This window comes from Bordetella petrii (genome assembly GCF_017356245.1).
GTDB classification, from domain to species: Bacteria; Pseudomonadota; Gammaproteobacteria; order Burkholderiales; family Burkholderiaceae_B; genus Bordetella_A; species Bordetella_A petrii_D.
In genome coordinates, this window is sequence record NZ_JAFMZZ010000001.1 from 1,336,108 (window position 1) to 1,352,520 (window position 16,413).

The following is a 16,413-nucleotide window of genomic DNA, read 5'->3' on the forward strand; positions in this document are numbered from 1 at the left end:
CCCACAGGAGACTCTGTACATGATCCCGCGTTTCACGCGCATATTCCTCTGCTTTTGCGCGGCCCTGGCCAGCCCGCTGGCGTCGGCCCAGCCGGCTGGGGCGCTGGGCGACGATTTCATCTATCGCATCCGCCAGGGCGACACGCTGATCCACCTGGCCGGCACGTACACGCGCAACGATGCAAACTGGAGCGTCCTGCAGCGCCTGAACGCCGTGGACGACCCTTATCGCCTGATCATCGGCCGGGAACTGCGCATTCCGCTCGCCATGATCCCCGAAGTGCCGGCACAGACCACGGTGGTGCACGTAAGCGGCGCGGCCAGCATGGATGGCCAGCCGCTGCGCACGGGCATGCCGGTGGCCGAAGGCTCGACCATCACCACATCGTCCAACGGATTTGTCACCCTGCAGCTGGCCGACGGCACCAAAGTCACGCTGCCGCAGGATGGCGCCACGCACCTGGAACGGCTGCGCCAGTTCGAAGGCAACGCGCTGACGGATTCGATCCTGCGGGTGCAGCGCGGCGTCGTGGATTCGAATGTCGCACCCGCCGGCCAGGGCGTGGGCCGCTTCGAGGTGCGCACGCCGGTGGCGGTCACGGGCGTGCGCGGCACCCGGTTCCGTGTGCAGGCCGGCGCGCAAGGCGCGCGCAGCGAAGTCATCGAAGGCAGTGTGCGGCTGCAGCCGCACGCGCGCGACAGCGCGCCGGGCCGCCCGGTTGCCGTGTCCACCGGCTACGGCGCCTCGATCGGCGCCGACGGCGTACTGTCCGGCATCCGGCCGCTGTTGCCCGCGCCGCAGGTCGGCGCGCCGCAGCGCGCCGGCTCGGGCCAATGGACGGCACCCGTGGCGCCGGTGCCGGGCGCCGTGGCCTACCTGGTGCAGGTATCGCGCGATGCCGAAGGCCTGGAACTGATCTCGTCCAGGCGGTTCGACAGCACCGACATCCGCTTTGCGGCGCCGGGCGCCGGCACTTACTATGTGGCGGTGCGCGCCATCGATGCCGCTGGCCTGGAGGGCCGTGATGGCCGCCTGACATTCGAAGGCGCCAATGTCCTGATGACCGTCTCGGGCCTGCCGGTCTCATTGTCCGACGGCGGCGTCGTTACACTGGCCGACTACTGAGTACATTCCCGCCCGCCATGGCTGACAGCCGCCGCACCTTCCCACACTCGCGGCTGCTGCTGACCCTGGCGCTGGCCGCCCTTGCGGCCCTGCTGGGATCGTTCAACGGCCTGGGGCGCATCGACCAGATCATCTACGACCGGGCCATCTCGCTGGCCGGCCGGCCGGCGCCGTCAGACGTGCTGATGGTCACGATCGACGACCAGTCGCTGGCCGTGCTGGGCCGCTGGCCGTGGCCGCGCACCCTGCATGCAGCGCTGCTCGACCGCCTGCAGGGCGCCCGCGCCGTGGGGCTGGACATCATGTTTGCCGAAGCCGACCAGTACCGCCCCGAGGACGACCGCATCCTGGCCGATGCCATCCGCCGGAACGGGCATGTGGTACTGCCGGTGGTACTGGACAATCTCGAGCGGCCCGCGCATGCAGACCTGCCCCTGGCGCCGCTGGCCGAAGCCGCCGCCGGCCTGGGCTACATCAATATAGAGCTGGACGACGATGGCGTGGCGCGGCGCGCCATCTGGACGCGCGAGGTGAACGGCGTGCCATGGAACCATTTCGCGCTGGCCATGCTGCAGGCCGGCGGCCAGGAGGCCCAGGCGCGCGCCTTCCTGCAGCAGGTGCCCCGCCGCGCCTCGCTCATTCCGTACGCCGGCCCGCCCGGACATTTCCGGGTGGTGTCCTATTTGTCCGTGCTGCGCGGCGACCTGGCGCCTTCAGACATCAAGGACAAGTATGTGCTGGTGGGCGCCTGGGCAACGGGCATGGGCGACATATTCCCCGCGCCGGTATCGCATCGCGCCAGCGGCATCTCGGGCGTCGAAATCATGAGCAACCTGCTTCAGTCGGCTCGCGAAGGCCGGGTGTTGCAGATGGCCCAGGCCTGGCAGACCGCGCTGGCCAGCGCGATCCCCGTGCTGCTGCTGTGCCTGGCGCTGCCGCGCCTGTCGCCGCGCCAGGCTGTGCTGTGCAGCGCGGCGCTGCTGGCCGCCATGCTGGCTGCCGCTCTCGCGGCGTTGTACTGGGCCGACATCTGGCTGCCGCCGACCGCCGCGCTGCTGGGCGTGGCGGCCTGTTATCCGCTTTGGAGCTGGCGCAGCCAGGAAGCCGCGCTGCGCTACATGGACGGCGAGATGGCCCGCCTGCGCAAGGAGTATCCGCCCGTCATGGACGAGGCCGGCCCGCAGGCTGGCCGGATCAGCCGCTCGCTGGACCAGCATATCGACGAGCTCGACCACACGCTGAGCCGGGTGCGCAACCTGCGGCGTTTCTTGCTCGACGGCCTGGACGGCATGCCCGACGCGACGCTGGTCATCGACCAGGCCGGCAAGCTGCAGTACCGCAACCGCCCGGCCGTGATGTATTTCCTGAATCTCAGCATCCGGCCGCCGCGCATCGGGCATGCCCTGGCGCCCGCACTGGAACAGGCGTTCGGCGAACCGTCCACCCGCCAGCTGGTACACCAGGCGCTGCGCGTGCCGGGCGATGACGACGCCCCCCAGGGCGCAGCCTCGCGGGTCAGCATCGAGGTTCGCGATCGCGCCGGGCAGGATCTGCTGCTTCGATGCGCGCTTGTGCATACGGCGCAGGGCGCCAACGCCGGGCTGGTGGTGACCTTGAGCGACATCACCACCATCCGCCAGGCCGAGCGGCAGCGCGAAGAAACGCTGCGCTTCATCTCGCACGACATGCGGGCGCCACAGAATTCGATACTGGCGCTGGTGGCGCTGAACCAGGCCGGCGATACCGACAGCCCGCCGAATGAAGCGTTGTCGCGCATTGCGCACCTGGCCAACCGCACACTGCTGCTGGTCGACGACTTCATCCAGCTCACCCGTGCCGAGTCCATGGATATCGCGCACGCCAAGCTGGATCTCGCCGACCTGCTGCGCGAGGCGGCCGACGAATTCTGGGCCGCGGCCCAGGCGCGCCGCATTACGCTGGATGTACATGCCCCGGCGGCCGCGCTGGCCTATGGCGACCAGACCCTGATCATGCGCGCCGTCTGCAACCTACTGGACAACGCCATCAAGTACAGCCCGGACGGCAGCCGGATACAGTTGCGCGTGCAGGCCGCGGCGGAGCTGTGGAATGTCGAGATCGAGGACGCCGGGCCCGGCATCGCGCCGGAAGACCAGGCGCGCCTGTTCCAGCCCTTTTTTCGTACCGGCGAGGCGCACCGCTCCAGCACGGGTGGCGCCGGCCTGGGGCTGGCATTCGTGCGCACGGTGGCGCTGCGCCACGGCGGGCAGATTGCCGTGCACAGCCAGCGTGGCGCGGGCGCCCGGTTTACCTTGAGCCTGCCGATGGCCCTGGACGACGACGCCTACGAAGCGTAAAGCCGGCGCCCGTGGGCACAAGCCGACGATATCAACGGAATATGTGCGTAATCATGGCGGGCTTGCCCGCCTTGACTTCCAGCGTCGTCCGATAGGGCGGCTGTGCAGTATTGCGGATGGTGACGGAATACCTGCCGGGGGCCAGGCGCAGGGTCTTCAGTGGCGGCGTCACGCCGCGCGACACGCCATTGACCACGATTTCACCCCAGGGGCGCACGTTGATGCTGACTCGCACCGGCGGGGGCGGCGGCGCAGCCTCGGCCTCGGCGGACGACTCAGTCGGGGCGCCATCGGTGCTTGGCCCCGCCAGCAGCGCGGTAGCGTCGGCATTTTCGGCGGGATAGCCCGTCTGCCATTCCGCCAGCGGTGCGGGAATCGCCGCGGCTGGCGTGGGGGCTGCGGGAGCGCTTGGTTCCGGCTTGGGCGGGGCTGCAGCCGGAGCCGGTGTTTCGACAGGCACCGGCGCCTGCGCTACGGCAGACTCAGAGTGAGTAATTACTCCGTCCGGGGTCTCCGTCAACCGGCCCCACCAATAGGCGGACACTCCCAGAGTGGCGATGCCCAGCAGAATCGCCTGCACGAACGACCGGAAACTGCTGCGGCGCGGCGCGCTCGGCGCCTCGGCGGCCACCGCGGGGGCGGCCGACTGGGTCGCCTGGGGAGCCGGCCGGGACGCCTGGGGCGGGGGCGGCAGGGCCAGCAGCTGGGCGAACGCCTGCACCGTCTGGGGCCGGTCGGCCGGCATGATTGCCAGCCCCGCGTCGATGGCGGCCAGAAAGCCGGCGTCGTATTTGGACAGGCCCATCGCGGCCAGGGGGCGATAGGTTTCAGCGACCCGCCGTTCGGGGGCCGCCGGTGGACGCTGGCCGGTGATCAGCGAATAGGCGACGGCACTCAGGGCATAGATGTCTGTCCAGGGGCCGCGCGGCCATTCTGCTGCTTCGGTGTACAGCTCGAACGGCGCGTAGCCGGGCGTCAGGGCCGGCGATTCGCCAGGCCGGGGATAGCCGGACAATGCCATCAAGTGGGCCCGGCCAGCCTCGTCCATGCCTACCGAATGGACCGAGATATCGCCGCAGATGCGTTCTTCCTGGTGCAGATCGTCGAGCACCGGAATGAGTTCGGCAATAATGCGCTGAATGCGCGCCTGCGGCACGCCGCCGGCAGTAGTCGCCGCAATGGCGCTGAGCGGACGATGGGCAAGAGGCGCGGCGCCGGCAAAGGGCCCGCGCGGCGAAGAAAAGCCGGCGGAGGAAAACATGGCCAATTTAAGCTGGAAATAAGCGGTAAATCATTACGCCTGTATGACGGCGTTCGATTCTGGCGCAAGCGCGATGCTGAGTTTACTGGAGTTACTTTTAATAACTTAACCTAGCAGTAAGACGCATAATTACTGCGCCGCAGCATGCGCTATTAGCTCGTACAACGGATATTATCCGAGCATCCTTCCCGGGTTCATTTCACAATGGCTACGCCGGGAACAGGATGTGACTCTTATTCCTCCACAGGCACAGGCTCAACCGCTCATGAAGACTCGCGCTTTCTTGCCCTATTTGCTTTGCCTTATGGTGTTCCTTGGCGGTTGCTCCAGTGTGGGCTCCGGCTTCGAAGGCCCACCGTCGCAGGCCGCCCAGGATACGATGGCTCAGGTCCGGCAGCAGTATGCCGCCGGGCAGTACGGCACGGTAATCCGCACCGTCGCCACGTCCGGCGATATCGCCACGGCGCCGAAATCGTTGCGCATCGAGGCCTACAAGCTGCAGGCCTTCAGTTACTGCGTACGCAATTACGCGCAATTGTGCGAAGACACCTTCGTACGTATTTTGCAATTGGATTCAGCGTTCACGCTGGCGCCCAACGAAGCCGGCCATCCGCAATGGGGGCCCGTATTCAAGGCTGCCCAGGCGCGCGCAGGCAGCTGACCCAACGAGCCCGCAACCGGGCGCACGAAAAAACGGCCGCTGATTGCTCAGCGGCCGTTTTGCATGGGGCCCGCCACTGCTGCGGCAGGCCCCGCCGGGGCATGAAGGTATCGCTTATTCGGCGGGACCTTCCTGGCCGGCGTCGGACTGCGGCGCATCGGCATCGACGGTAACCGGCGCATCCTCGAACGGATTGGCCAGTTGCCGCGCGGCTTCGCGCTCGGCGGCTTCCAGGGCTTCCTTGTCCTTGCGGGCAATGTGATAGGCCAGGCCGGTACCCGCCGGAATCAGGCGGCCGACGATGACGTTTTCCTTCAGCCCGCGCAGGTCGTCGCGCTTGCCCATGATGGCGGCTTCGGTCAGGACACGCGTGGTTTCCTGGAACGAAGCAGCCGAGATGAACGAGTCGGTCGACAGCGATGCCTTGGTAATGCCCAGCAGCACGTTGTCATACGTGGCGGGACGCTTGTCTTCGGCGGTGACGCGGTCGTTCTCGTTCAGCAGCTCGGAACGCTCGACCTGCTCGCCCGGGATGAACTCGGTGTCGCCCGCGTCGACGATGTTCACACGGCGCAGCATCTGGCGAACAATCACTTCGATGTGCTTGTCGTTGATCTTCACGCCTTGCAGACGATAGACGTCCTGGACTTCGTCGACGATGTAGGTCGCCAGCTTCTCGATGCCCTGCAGGCGCAGGATATCGTGCGGATCGGCCGGGCCGTCGACGATCATTTCACCCTTGTTCACCACCTGGCCGTCGTGCACCAGCACCTGCTTTTCCTTGGGAATCAGGAACTCGTGGCTGACGCCTTCCAGGTCGGTGATGACCAGGCGCTGCTTGCCCTTGGTGTCCTTGCCGAACGACACGGTGCCCGTCACGTCGGCCAGCATGCCGGCGTCCTTGGGCGAACGCGCTTCGAACAGCTCGGCCACGCGCGGCAGACCGCCGGTGATGTCGCGGGTCTTTTGCGATTCTTGCGGAATACGCGCCAGCACCTCGCCCACCGACACCTGCTGACCATCGCGCACGGTGATCAGCGCGCCGACCGGGAACGAGATGTTCACCGAGTGATCCGTGCCGGCGATCTTGACGTCTTCGCCGTTTTCGTTGACCAGCTTGATCTGCGGACGGGTGATCGTTTTGCCGCTGCGGGTCTTGGGCGTGATCACCACCAGGGTCGACAGGCCGGTGATCTCGTCGAGCTGCTTGGCCACGGTGACGCCTTCTTCGATATTCTCGAAGCGCACCGCGCCGCCGTACTCGGACACGATCGGGCGGGTCAGCGGATCCCAGGTCGCCAGACGGGTGCCGGCCTTGACGGCTTCGCCGTCGCCAACCAGCACGGTGGCGCCGTACGGGATCTTGTGGCGTTCGCGTTCGCGGCCATTGTCGTCGAAGATCGCCAGTTCGCCCGAGCGCGAGATCGCCACGCGTTCGCCCTTGGCGTTGGTGACATACCGCATGGTGCTGGCAAAGCCCACCTTGCCGGTGGACTTGGTCTCGACTGCGCTGGCCAGGGCCGAACGCGACGCCGCGCCACCGATGTGGAAGGTACGCATGGTGAGCTGCGTGCCCGGTTCACCGATGGACTGGGCGGCGATGACACCGACGGCTTCGCCCACGTTGACGTGCGAACCGCGGCCGAGGTCGCGGCCGTAGCAATGCGCGCACAGGCCATGGCGGGTTTCGCAGGTAAGGGGCGTGCGCACCTTCACTTCGTCGACGCCGATGCGGTCGATCAGGTCGACCAGGTCTTCGTCGAGCAGCGTGCCGGCGGCAATGGCCGTTTCCTGCGTATCCGGATCGACCACGTCGATGGCGGCCACGCGGCCCAGGATGCGGTCGCGCAGCGGTTCGATGACTTCACCGCCTTCGACCAGCGCCTTCATGGCGTAGCCCTGGGTGGTGCCGCAATCGTCTTCGGTGATGACCAGGTCTTGCGTCACGTCGACCAGGCGGCGGGTCAGGTAGCCCGAGTTCGCCGTCTTCAGCGCGGTATCGGCCAGGCCTTTACGCGCGCCGTGGGTCGAGATGAAGTACTGCAGAACGTTCAGGCCTTCGCGGAAGTTCGCGGTAATGGGCGTCTCGATGATGGAGCCGTCCGGCTTGGCCATCAGGCCGCGCATGCCGGCCAGCTGGCGGATCTGGGCAGCCGAACCGCGGGCGCCCGAGTCGGCCATCATGTAGATCGAGTTGAACGATTCCTGGCGCACTTCTTCGCCGTGGCGGTTGACCACCGGCTCGGTGGCCAGCTGTTCCATCATCGCCTTGCCGACCTTGTCGCTGGCCTTGCCCCAGATGTCGACCACGTTGTTGTAGCGCTCTTGCGACGTGACCAGGCCCGACGAGTACTGCTTGTCGATTTCCTTCACTTCGCGGCTGGCCTCGGACAGGATGCCTTCCTTGGCCTTGGGGATCAGCATGTCGCCCATGGCGATCGAGATGCCGCCGCGGGTGGCCAGGCGGAAGCCCGACTGCATCAGCTTGTCGGCGAAGATCACCGTGTCGCGCAGGCCGCAGCGGCGGAACGACTGGTTGATCAGGCGCGAGATTTCCTTCTTCTTCAGGGCCTTGTTCAGCACCGTGAAGGGCAGGCCCTTGGGCAGGATTTCCGACAGCAGCGCGCGGCCGACCGTGGTTTCGTGGCGGCGCAGCACCGGCTGGAATTCGCCGTTGTCGTCGCGTTCGTATTCGGTCAGGCGCACGGTGATGCGCGACTGCAGCTCGACTTCGCCGTTGTCGTAGGCGCGCTGCACTTCGGCCACATCGGTGAAGAAAATGCCTTCGCCCTTGCCGTTGATGCGTTCGCGGGTCGTGTAGTACAGGCCCAGCACGATGTCCTGCGAGGGCACGATGGACGGTTCGCCGTTGGCCGGGAACAGCACGTTGTTCGAGGCCAGCATCAGGGTGCGCGCTTCCAGCTGCGCTTCCAGCGACAGCGGCACGTGCACGGCCATCTGGTCGCCGTCGAAGTCGGCGTTGAACGCCGCGCAAACCAGCGGGTGCAGCTGGATGGCCTTGCCTTCGATCAGCACCGGCTCGAACGCCTGGATACCCAGGCGGTGCAGGGTGGGCGCCCGGTTCAGCATGACCGGGTGTTCGCGGATGACTTCTTCCAGAATGTCCCACACCACCGGTTCCTGGCTTTCGACCAGTTTCTTGGCGGCCTTGATGGTGGTGGCCAGGCCCATCATTTCAAGACGATTGAAAATGAAGGGCTTGAACAGTTCCAGCGCCATCAGCTTGGGCAGGCCGCACTGGTGCAGCTTGAGCTGCGGGCCCACCACGATGACCGAACGGCCCGAGTAGTCGACGCGCTTGCCCAGCAGGTTCTGGCGGAAGCGGCCGCTCTTGCCCTTGATCATGTCGGCCAGCGACTTCAGCTGGCGCTTGTTGGCGCCAGTCATGGCCTTGCCGCGGCGGCCGTTGTCGAGCAGCGAGTCGACGGCTTCCTGCAGCATGCGCTTTTCGTTGCGCAGAATGATTTCCGGCGCCTTGAGTTCGAGCAGGCGCTTCAACCGGTTGTTGCGGTTGATGACGCGGCGGTACAGGTCGTTGAGGTCGGACGTGGCGAAGCGGCCGCCATCGAGCGGCACCAGCGGACGCAGGTCCGGGGGCAGCACGGGCAGCACTTCCATGACCATCCATTCGGCCTTGATGCCCGATTTCTGGAAGCCTTCCAGCACCTTCAGGCGCTTGGAGATCTTCTTGATCTTGGCTTCCGAGCTGGTGGCCTTGAGCTCGCCGCGCAGCGTTTCCACTTCGCGGTCGATGTCGATGGTGCGCAGCAGTTCGCGCACGGCCTCGGCGCCCATCAGGGCACGGAAGTCGTCACCGTACTCTTCGGTCTTGGCCAGGAAGTCGTCGTCGGACATGATCTGGCCGCGCTTGAGCGGCGTCATGCCGGGCTCGATGACGCACCAGGCCTCGAAGTACAGCACGCGCTCGATGTCGCGCAGCGTCATGTCCAGCACCATGCCCAGGCGCGACGGCAGGCTCTTCAGGAACCAGATGTGCGCAACCGGGCTGGCCAGCTCGATATGGCCCATGCGCTCGCGGCGCACCTTGGCCACCGTGACTTCGACGCCGCACTTTTCGCAGATCACGCCGCGATGCTTCAGGCGCTTGTACTTGCCGCACAGGCACTCGTAGTCTTTGATCGGGCCGAAGATCTTCGAGCAGAACAGGCCATCGCGTTCAGGCTTGAACGTACGATAGTTGATGGTTTCGGGCTTGCGGACTTCGCCGTAGGACCACGAACGGATTTTCTCGGGCGAGGCGATGCCGATCTTGATGGCATCGAACTGCTCGTCTTGCGAGACTTGTTTGAAGAGGTCGAGTAGCGCTTTCATCAGTTACGCTCCAAATCCATGTCCAGGGCCAACGAGCGGATTTCCTTGACCAGCACGTTGAACGATTCCGGCATGCCGGCATCGATGACGTGGTCGCCCTTGACGATGTTTTCGTATACCTTGGTACGGCCGGTGATGTCGTCGGATTTCACCGTCAGCATTTCCTGCAGGGTGTAGGCGGCGCCGTAGGCTTCCAGCGCCCACACTTCCATTTCCCCGAAACGCTGGCCGCCGAACTGCGCCTTGCCGCCCAGCGGCTGCTGGGTCACCAGCGAGTACGGGCCGGTGGAACGCGCGTGCATCTTGTCGTCGACCAGGTGGTGCAGCTTCAGGTAGTGCATGTAGCCCACCGTGACCGGGCGCTCGAATTTCTCGCCGGTGCGGCCGTCGAACAGCCATGCCTGGGTGCGCGAATCGGTCAGCTGCATGCGCTTGGCAACCTCGTCGGGGTAGGCCAGCTCGAGCATCTTGCCGATTTCTTCCTCGGTGGCGCCGTCGAACACCGGCGTCGCGAACGGCACGCCGTTCTTGAGGTTCTGCGCCAGTTCCATGACTTCGTCGTCGGTCAGGGTGTCGACCTGCGCGCCGGTGCCGGTGGTGTTGTACACCTTGTCCAGGTAGGCGCGCACGTTCTTCACCTGTGCCGTGCGTTCGTCGCGCAGCATGTCGGCGATGCGATGGCCCACGCCCTTGGCGGCCCAGCCCAGATGCACTTCGAGTACCTGCCCGACGTTCATCCGGGAAGGCACGCCCAGCGGGTTCAGCACGATGTCGGCAGGCGTGCCGTCGGCCATGTGGGGCATGTCTTCGACCGGCGTGATACGCGAGACGACGCCCTTGTTGCCGTGACGGCCGGCCATCTTGTCGCCAGGCTGCAGGCGGCGCTTGACGGCCAGGTACACCTTGATCATCTTGAGCACGCCCGGGGGCAGCTCGTCGCCTTGCGTGAGCTTCTTGCGCTTTTCTTCGAACGCCAGGTCGAACTGGTGGCGCTTCTGCTCGAGCGATTCCTTGGCTTGTTCCAGCACCACGGCGTGGGGCTCGTCGGCCAGGCGGATGTCGAACCACTGCCAGCGGTCGAGGTCGGCCAGATACGCCTTGGTGATCGTGGCGCCCTTGGCCAGCTTGCGCGGGCCGCCGTTGACCGTCTTGTTCACCAGCAGCTTCTCGATACGGTCGAACTGGTCGTTCTCGACGATGCGCAGCTGGTCGTTCAGGTCCTGGCGGTAGCGGCGCAGTTCATCGTCGATGATGGACTGGGCGCGCTTGTCGCGCACGATGCCTTCGCGCGTGAACACCTGCACGTCGATGACGGTGCCCACCATGCCCGAAGGCACGCGCAGCGAGGTGTCTTTAACATCGGAGGCCTTCTCGCCGAAGATGGCGCGCAGCAGCTTTTCTTCCGGCGTCAGCTGGGTCTCGCCCTTGGGCGTGACCTTGCCGACCAGCACGTCGTCGGCGGTGACTTCGGCGCCGATGTAGACGATGCCCGAATCATCCAGGCGGTTGAGCTGGGTTTCGGCCAGGTTGCTGATGTCGCGCGTGATTTCCTCGGGTCCGAGCTTGGTGTCGCGCGCCACCACCGTCAGTTCCTCGATGTGGATCGAGGTGTAGCGGTCGTCGGCCACGACTTTTTCCGAGATCAGGATCGAGTCTTCGAAGTTGTAGCCGTTCCAGGGCATGAACGCGATCAGCATGTTCTGCCCCAGCGCCAGCTCGCCCAGGTCGGTGGACGCGCCATCGGCCAGCACATCGCCCTTGGCGACCTTGTCGCCGCGCTTCACGATGGGACGCTGGTTGATGTTGGTGTTCTGGTTGGAACGGGTGTACTTGATCAGGTTGTAGATGTCGACGCCCACTTCGCCGGCGACGTTCTCGTCGTCGTTGACGCGGATAACGACACGCTCGGCGTCGACGTGGTCGACCACGCCGCCGCGCAGCGCCTGCACGGTGGTGCCCGAGTCGACCGCCACGGTGCGTTCGACGCCGGTACCTACCACGGGCTTTTCAGGACGCAGGCAAGGCACGGCCTGGCGCTGCATGTTGGCGCCCATCAGCGCGCGGTTGGCGTCATCGTGCTCAAGGAACGGGATCAGCGATGCCGCCACCGAGACGATCTGCGACGGCGCCACGTCCATGTAGTGCACGTTGGCCGGCGCGGTCAGCATGGTTTCGCCCGCTTCGCGGCAAGCCACCAGGTCGTCGACGAAACGGCCTTCGTCATCGAGCGCGGCGTTGGCCTGCGCGATGACGTAGTTGCTTTCTTCGATGGCCGACAGGTAGTCGATCTGGTCGCTGACCTTGCCGTCGATGATCTTGCGGTAAGGCGTTTCCAGGAAGCCGTACTCGTTCAGGCGGGCATACAGCGCCATGGAGTTGATCAGGCCGATGTTCGGGCCTTCCGGCGTTTCGATCGGGCAGACGCGGCCGTAGTGCGTGGGATGCACGTCGCGCACTTCGAAGCCGGCGCGCTCGCGGGTCAGGCCGCCCGGGCCCAGTGCGGAAACACGGCGCTTGTGCGTGATTTCCGACAGCGGGTTGGTCTGGTCCATGAACTGCGACAGCTGGCTCGAGCCGAAGAACTCCTTGATGGCGGCCGAGATCGGCTTGGAGTTGATCAGGTCGTGCGGCATCAGGTTTTCGGTCTCGGCCTGGCCCAGGCGCTCCTTCACGGCGCGCTCGACCCGCACCAGGCCGGCGCGGAACTGGTTCTCGGCCAGTTCGCCCACGCAGCGCACGCGGCGGTTGCCCAGGTGATCGATGTCGTCGATCTGGCCACGGCCGTTGCGCAGCTCGACCAGCACCTTGATGGTTTCAAGGATGTCTTCGTTGGTGAGCGTCATGGGGCCGGTGATGTCTTCACCACGGCCCAGGCGGCTGTTGACCTTCATGCGGCCCACGCGCGACAGATCGTAGGTTTCTTCGCTGTAGAACAGGCGCTGGAACAGCGCTTCGACGGCGTCTTCGGTGGGCGGTTCGCCGGGGCGCATCATGCGGTAGATGGCCACGCGCGCGGCCATCTGGTCGGCGGTTTCGTCGGTGCGCAGCGTTTGCGAGATGTACGGACCGCGATCCAGGTCGTTGGTGTACAGCGTCTGGATGTCGCGCACGTTGGCCGCGCGCAAGGCGCTCAGCACGCTTTCGGTGATCTCGTCGTTGGCGTGCGCCACCACTTCGCCGGTGTCGGCGTCGACGATGTTCTTGGCCAGCACGCGGCCGTACAGGAACTCTTCGGGCACCGAGATGCGCTGGATGTTGGCGTTGGCCATGTCGCGCAGATGCTTGGCATTGATGCGCTTGTCTTTTTCGACGATGACATTGCCGTCACGGCCGGCGATGTCGAAGCGGGCCATCTCGCCCTTCCAGCGCTCGGGCACGAACTCGATCATGCCGCCTTCGCTCTTGAGTTCGAAGTTGTCGAAGTCGAAGAAGTGCGCCAGGATGGATTCGGGCGTCATGCCGATGGCTTTCAGCAGGATCGTCACGGGCATCTTGCGGCGACGGTCGACACGGAAGAACAGCACGTCTTTCGGGTCGAATTCGAAGTCCAGCCACGAGCCGCGGTAGGGAATCACGCGGGCCGAGAACAGCAGCTTGCCCGAGCTGTGGGTCTTGCCGCGATCGTGTTCGAAGAACACGCCGGGCGAGCGGTGCAGCTGCGACACGATGACGCGTTCGGTGCCGTTGATGACGAACGAACCGGTGCCCGTCATGAGCGGAATTTCGCCCATGTAGACTTCCTGTTCTTTCACTTCCTTGATGGTCGGCTTGCTGACTTCGCGGTCGAGCAGCACCAGGCGCACTTTGGCGCGCAGCGGCGACGCGTAGGTCAGGCCACGTTGTTGGCATTCCTTGACATCGAACACCGGTTCGCCCAGCACATAGCTGACGAACTCCAAGCGCGCCATTCCGTTATGGCTGACAATCGGGAAAATCGACGAGAACGCCGCCTGCAGACCGTCGCTTGCGCGCTCGGACGGAACAGTATCCGCCTGCAGGAAAGTTAGGTAGGATTGAAGCTGAGTCGCCAGCAGGAAAGGAACGTTTTGAACGTCTTCACGCTTGGCGAAGCTTTTGCGGATGCGCTTTTTTTCGGTGTACGAGTAAGGCATGAGCACTCCGACTCGAGGTTGCATGGGCCGTCAACCACGGCCCCAGGTGATACGACTCCAGAAAACCCCTCTGCAAAGGGCACCCCGGCAGTAGGGGTTTCCTGGAAACGCAAAAGCCCGGGGACGGCAAACTGCACTGTCCCCGGGCAGTTGACGCAAGGTCTTACTTGACTTCGACCTTGGCGCCAGCTTCTTCCAGCTTCTTCTTGGCGGCTTCGGCGTCAGCCTTGGCGATGCCTTCCTTGACGGGCTTCGGCGCGCCGTCGACCAGGTCCTTGGCTTCCTTCAGACCCAGGCCGGTCAGTTCGCGCACGGCCTTGATGACGCTCACCTTGTTGGCGCCGGCTTCAGCCAGCACAACGGTGAATTCGGTCTGCTCTTCAGCAGCGGCAGCACCGCCACCCGCAGCGGGGGCAGCCACGGCCACAGCGGCGGCAGCAGCCGACACGCCAAATTTTTCTTCCATTTCCTTGATCAGCTCGGACAGTTCGAGCACGGTCATGCCAGCGATGGCGTCAAGGATTTCAGCTTTGCTAAGTGCCATTTTTCAGAACTCCAGAATTGGATAAATGCCAGGTTGGGTGTCGCTCGGTCGTTCAGCGAATTCCGCGGGCGGTGGCTTACGCCGCCGCCTTCTGGTCGCGCACGGCAGCAAGGCCGCGGGCGAACTTGGTGGGAACTTCGTTGAGCGTACGCACGAATTGCGCGATGGGGGCTTGCATGGTGCCCAGCAGTTTCGACAGCAACTCTTCGCGCGAGGGCATGGTGGCCAGGGCCTTCACGCCTTCTTGGTTCAACAGGTTGTTGGGCAGCGAGCCCGCCTTGATGACCAGCTTGTCGTTGCTTTTCGCGAAACCTGCGAGGACCTTGGCCGCCGAAACCGGATCTTCGCTGATGCCATAGATCAGCGGACCGGTCAGTTGCTCGGACAACGGCTCGAAAGCCGTGCCGGCAACCGCACGACGGGCCAGCGTGTTCTTCAGAACACGCAGGTACACGCCCGATTCACGCGCAGTTTTGCGCAGTACGGTGACAGAGGCGACGTCCAGACCACGATACTCGGCGATAACAATCGATTGGGCCTTGGCAACAGCTGCCGAGACTTCCTCGATTACCACCGCTTTCTCTTGACGATTGAGACTCACGGTTTGAACACTCCATCAAAAGACGCCTGGGGCCTTGCGGCCTTGCGCGTCAACCGAATGCGGCGCCTGGTTGAGTTCTTCGGGTAAAGAAATCTTCCTGGGGACGCCGTCTACGCTGGATCCGGACTGGGATAGCTCCGGGATTAAGCGGGGCGCCGGCGATACGGCTGCCGGTGCCCTGCTCCAGCGGTCTTTGACAGCAGCATCCGGAAATCCGGATGCGGCCCAAAGTTCGTTATTGCCCGCGGCCGATCAGTTGGCCGAGAGCGAAGCCACTTCAATGCGCGCGCCGCCGCCCATGGTGGACGAGACAGCGAGCTTGCGCAGGTAAATACCCTTGGCGGCAGCGGGACGGGCCTTTTGCAGGGCGTCGACCAGCGCGGCCAGGTTGGTTTGCAACTGTTCCACGCCGAACGAGGCGCGGCCGATGGTGGCGTGAATGATGCCGGCCTTGTCGGTGCGGTACTGGACCTGACCGGCCTTGGCGTTTTTCACGGCGGTGGCGACGTCAGGGGTGACGGTGCCGACCTTGGGGTTGGGCATCAGGCCACGGGGACCCAGGACCTGGCCCAGGGCGCCCACGACACGCATCGTGTCGGGCGAGGCGATGACCACGTCGAAATCGATCTGGCCGCCCTTGATGCGGTCAGCCAGGTCGTCCAGGCCGACGATGTCGGCGCCGGCGGCGCGCGCGGCTTCGGCCTTGTCGCCCTGGGCGAACACGGCCACGCGGACGCTCTTGCCGGTACCGGCGGGCAGCACCACGGAGCCGCGAACCAGTTGGTCGGACTTCTTGGGGTCGATGCCCAGCTGCACGGCCACGTCGATGGACTCATCGAACTTGGCGGTGGCGGTTTCCTTGACCAGGGTCAGGGCTTCGGACACGGGATACAGCTTCGTGCGGTCGATTTTCTTGGCGATGGCGGCGGCGCGCTTGCTCAGTTTTGCCATGATCAGATCCCCTCAACCGTGATGCCCATGCTGCGGGCGCTGCCAGCGATCGTGCGAACGGCGGCGTCCAGGTCGGCCGCGGTCAGATCGGGTTCTTTGGTCTTGGCGATTTCTTCAGCCTGGGCGCGCGTCAGCGTGCCGACCTTGTCGGTGTGCGGCTTGGCCGAGCCCTTCTGCACGCCGGCGGCCTTCTTGATGAGGACCGTCGCGGGCGGGGTCTTCATGATGAAGGTGAAGCTCTTGTCGGCGAAGGCGGTGATCACCACCGGAATCGGCAGACCGGGCTCCATGCCCTGGGTCTTGGCGTTGAACGCCTTGCAGAATTCCATGATGTTCAGGCCACGCTGACCCAGCGCCGGGCCAATCGGGGGGGAGGGGTTCGCCTTACCAGCCGGCACTTGCAGCTTGATAAAGCCGACGATCTTCTTCGCCATGCTTTGCTCCTTGCGGGTTCAAACGCTCGCCGCG

10 protein-coding genes are annotated in these 16,413 nt (G+C 65.1%); 3 read left to right on the forward strand and 7 right to left on the reverse strand.

From position 1 onward, the window contains the following. The first annotated feature begins 19 nt into the window (after positions 1 to 19). Together J2P76_RS06480 and J2P76_RS06485 are read left to right on the forward strand one after the other, a co-directional pair. Entirely contained in the window at positions 20 to 1,126 is a 1,107-nt protein-coding gene (locus J2P76_RS06480; protein ID WP_207405441.1) for a FecR domain-containing protein, read from the forward strand. Between the two features lie 17 nt (positions 1,127 to 1,143). Next, the gene (locus J2P76_RS06485) at positions 1,144 to 3,462 is read left to right on the forward strand and encodes a CHASE2 domain-containing protein (RefSeq protein ID WP_207405443.1); all 2,319 of its coding nucleotides are present in this window, start codon (positions 1,144 to 1,146) and stop codon (positions 3,460 to 3,462) included. Between the two features lie 31 nt (positions 3,463 to 3,493). Here the strand turns inward: J2P76_RS06485 and J2P76_RS06490 are convergent, their stop codons facing one another. Beyond that, positions 3,494 to 4,723 carry a hypothetical protein gene (locus J2P76_RS06490; protein ID WP_207405445.1) on the reverse strand — a complete coding sequence of 410 codons (1,230 nt, stop codon included), beginning with the start codon at positions 4,721 to 4,723 and terminating at the stop codon, positions 3,494 to 3,496. A gap of 265 nt (positions 4,724 to 4,988) precedes the next feature. Between J2P76_RS06490 and J2P76_RS06495 the strand changes: the two genes are divergently transcribed. After that, positions 4,989 to 5,384: a TssQ family T6SS-associated lipoprotein gene (locus J2P76_RS06495; RefSeq protein WP_207405446.1), complete on the forward strand. Its 396-nt coding sequence runs from the start codon at positions 4,989 to 4,991 to the stop codon at positions 5,382 to 5,384. Between the two features lie 114 nt (positions 5,385 to 5,498). Here the strand turns inward: J2P76_RS06495 and rpoC are convergent, their stop codons facing one another. The 6 genes from rpoC to rplK all read right to left on the reverse strand — a co-directional run bounded on the left by rpoC (position 5,499) and on the right by rplK (position 16,379). Beyond that, positions 5,499 to 9,737 carry a DNA-directed RNA polymerase subunit beta' gene (rpoC, locus tag J2P76_RS06500; protein WP_207405449.1) on the reverse strand — a complete coding sequence of 1,413 codons (4,239 nt, stop codon included), beginning with the start codon at positions 9,735 to 9,737 and terminating at the stop codon, positions 5,499 to 5,501. Then, positions 9,737 to 13,849 (reverse strand): DNA-directed RNA polymerase subunit beta, encoded by a 4,113-nt coding sequence (gene rpoB, locus J2P76_RS06505; protein WP_207405450.1) that lies wholly within the window; start codon positions 13,847 to 13,849, stop codon positions 9,737 to 9,739. The genes rpoC and rpoB overlap by 1 nt, the downstream gene beginning before the upstream one ends. Before the next feature lie 163 nt (positions 13,850 to 14,012). Continuing rightward, complete coding sequence (gene rplL / locus J2P76_RS06510) at positions 14,013 to 14,393, reverse strand: 50S ribosomal protein L7/L12 (RefSeq protein ID WP_012251783.1); 381 nt, start codon at positions 14,391 to 14,393, stop codon at positions 14,013 to 14,015. 76 nt (positions 14,394 to 14,469) lie between these two features. After that, complete coding sequence (gene rplJ / locus J2P76_RS06515; RefSeq protein ID WP_012251784.1) at positions 14,470 to 14,994, reverse strand: 50S ribosomal protein L10; 525 nt, start codon at positions 14,992 to 14,994, stop codon at positions 14,470 to 14,472. Positions 14,995 to 15,246: 252 nt separating this feature from the next. Beyond that, positions 15,247 to 15,945, reverse strand: a complete 699-nt coding sequence (gene rplA, locus J2P76_RS06520) for a 50S ribosomal protein L1 (RefSeq protein WP_207405452.1) — start codon at positions 15,943 to 15,945, stop codon at positions 15,247 to 15,249. Positions 15,946 to 15,947: 2 nt separating this feature from the next. Continuing rightward, complete coding sequence (rplK, locus tag J2P76_RS06525) at positions 15,948 to 16,379, reverse strand: 50S ribosomal protein L11 (protein ID WP_207405454.1); 432 nt, start codon at positions 16,377 to 16,379, stop codon at positions 15,948 to 15,950. Positions 16,380 to 16,413 lie beyond the last annotated feature (34 nt).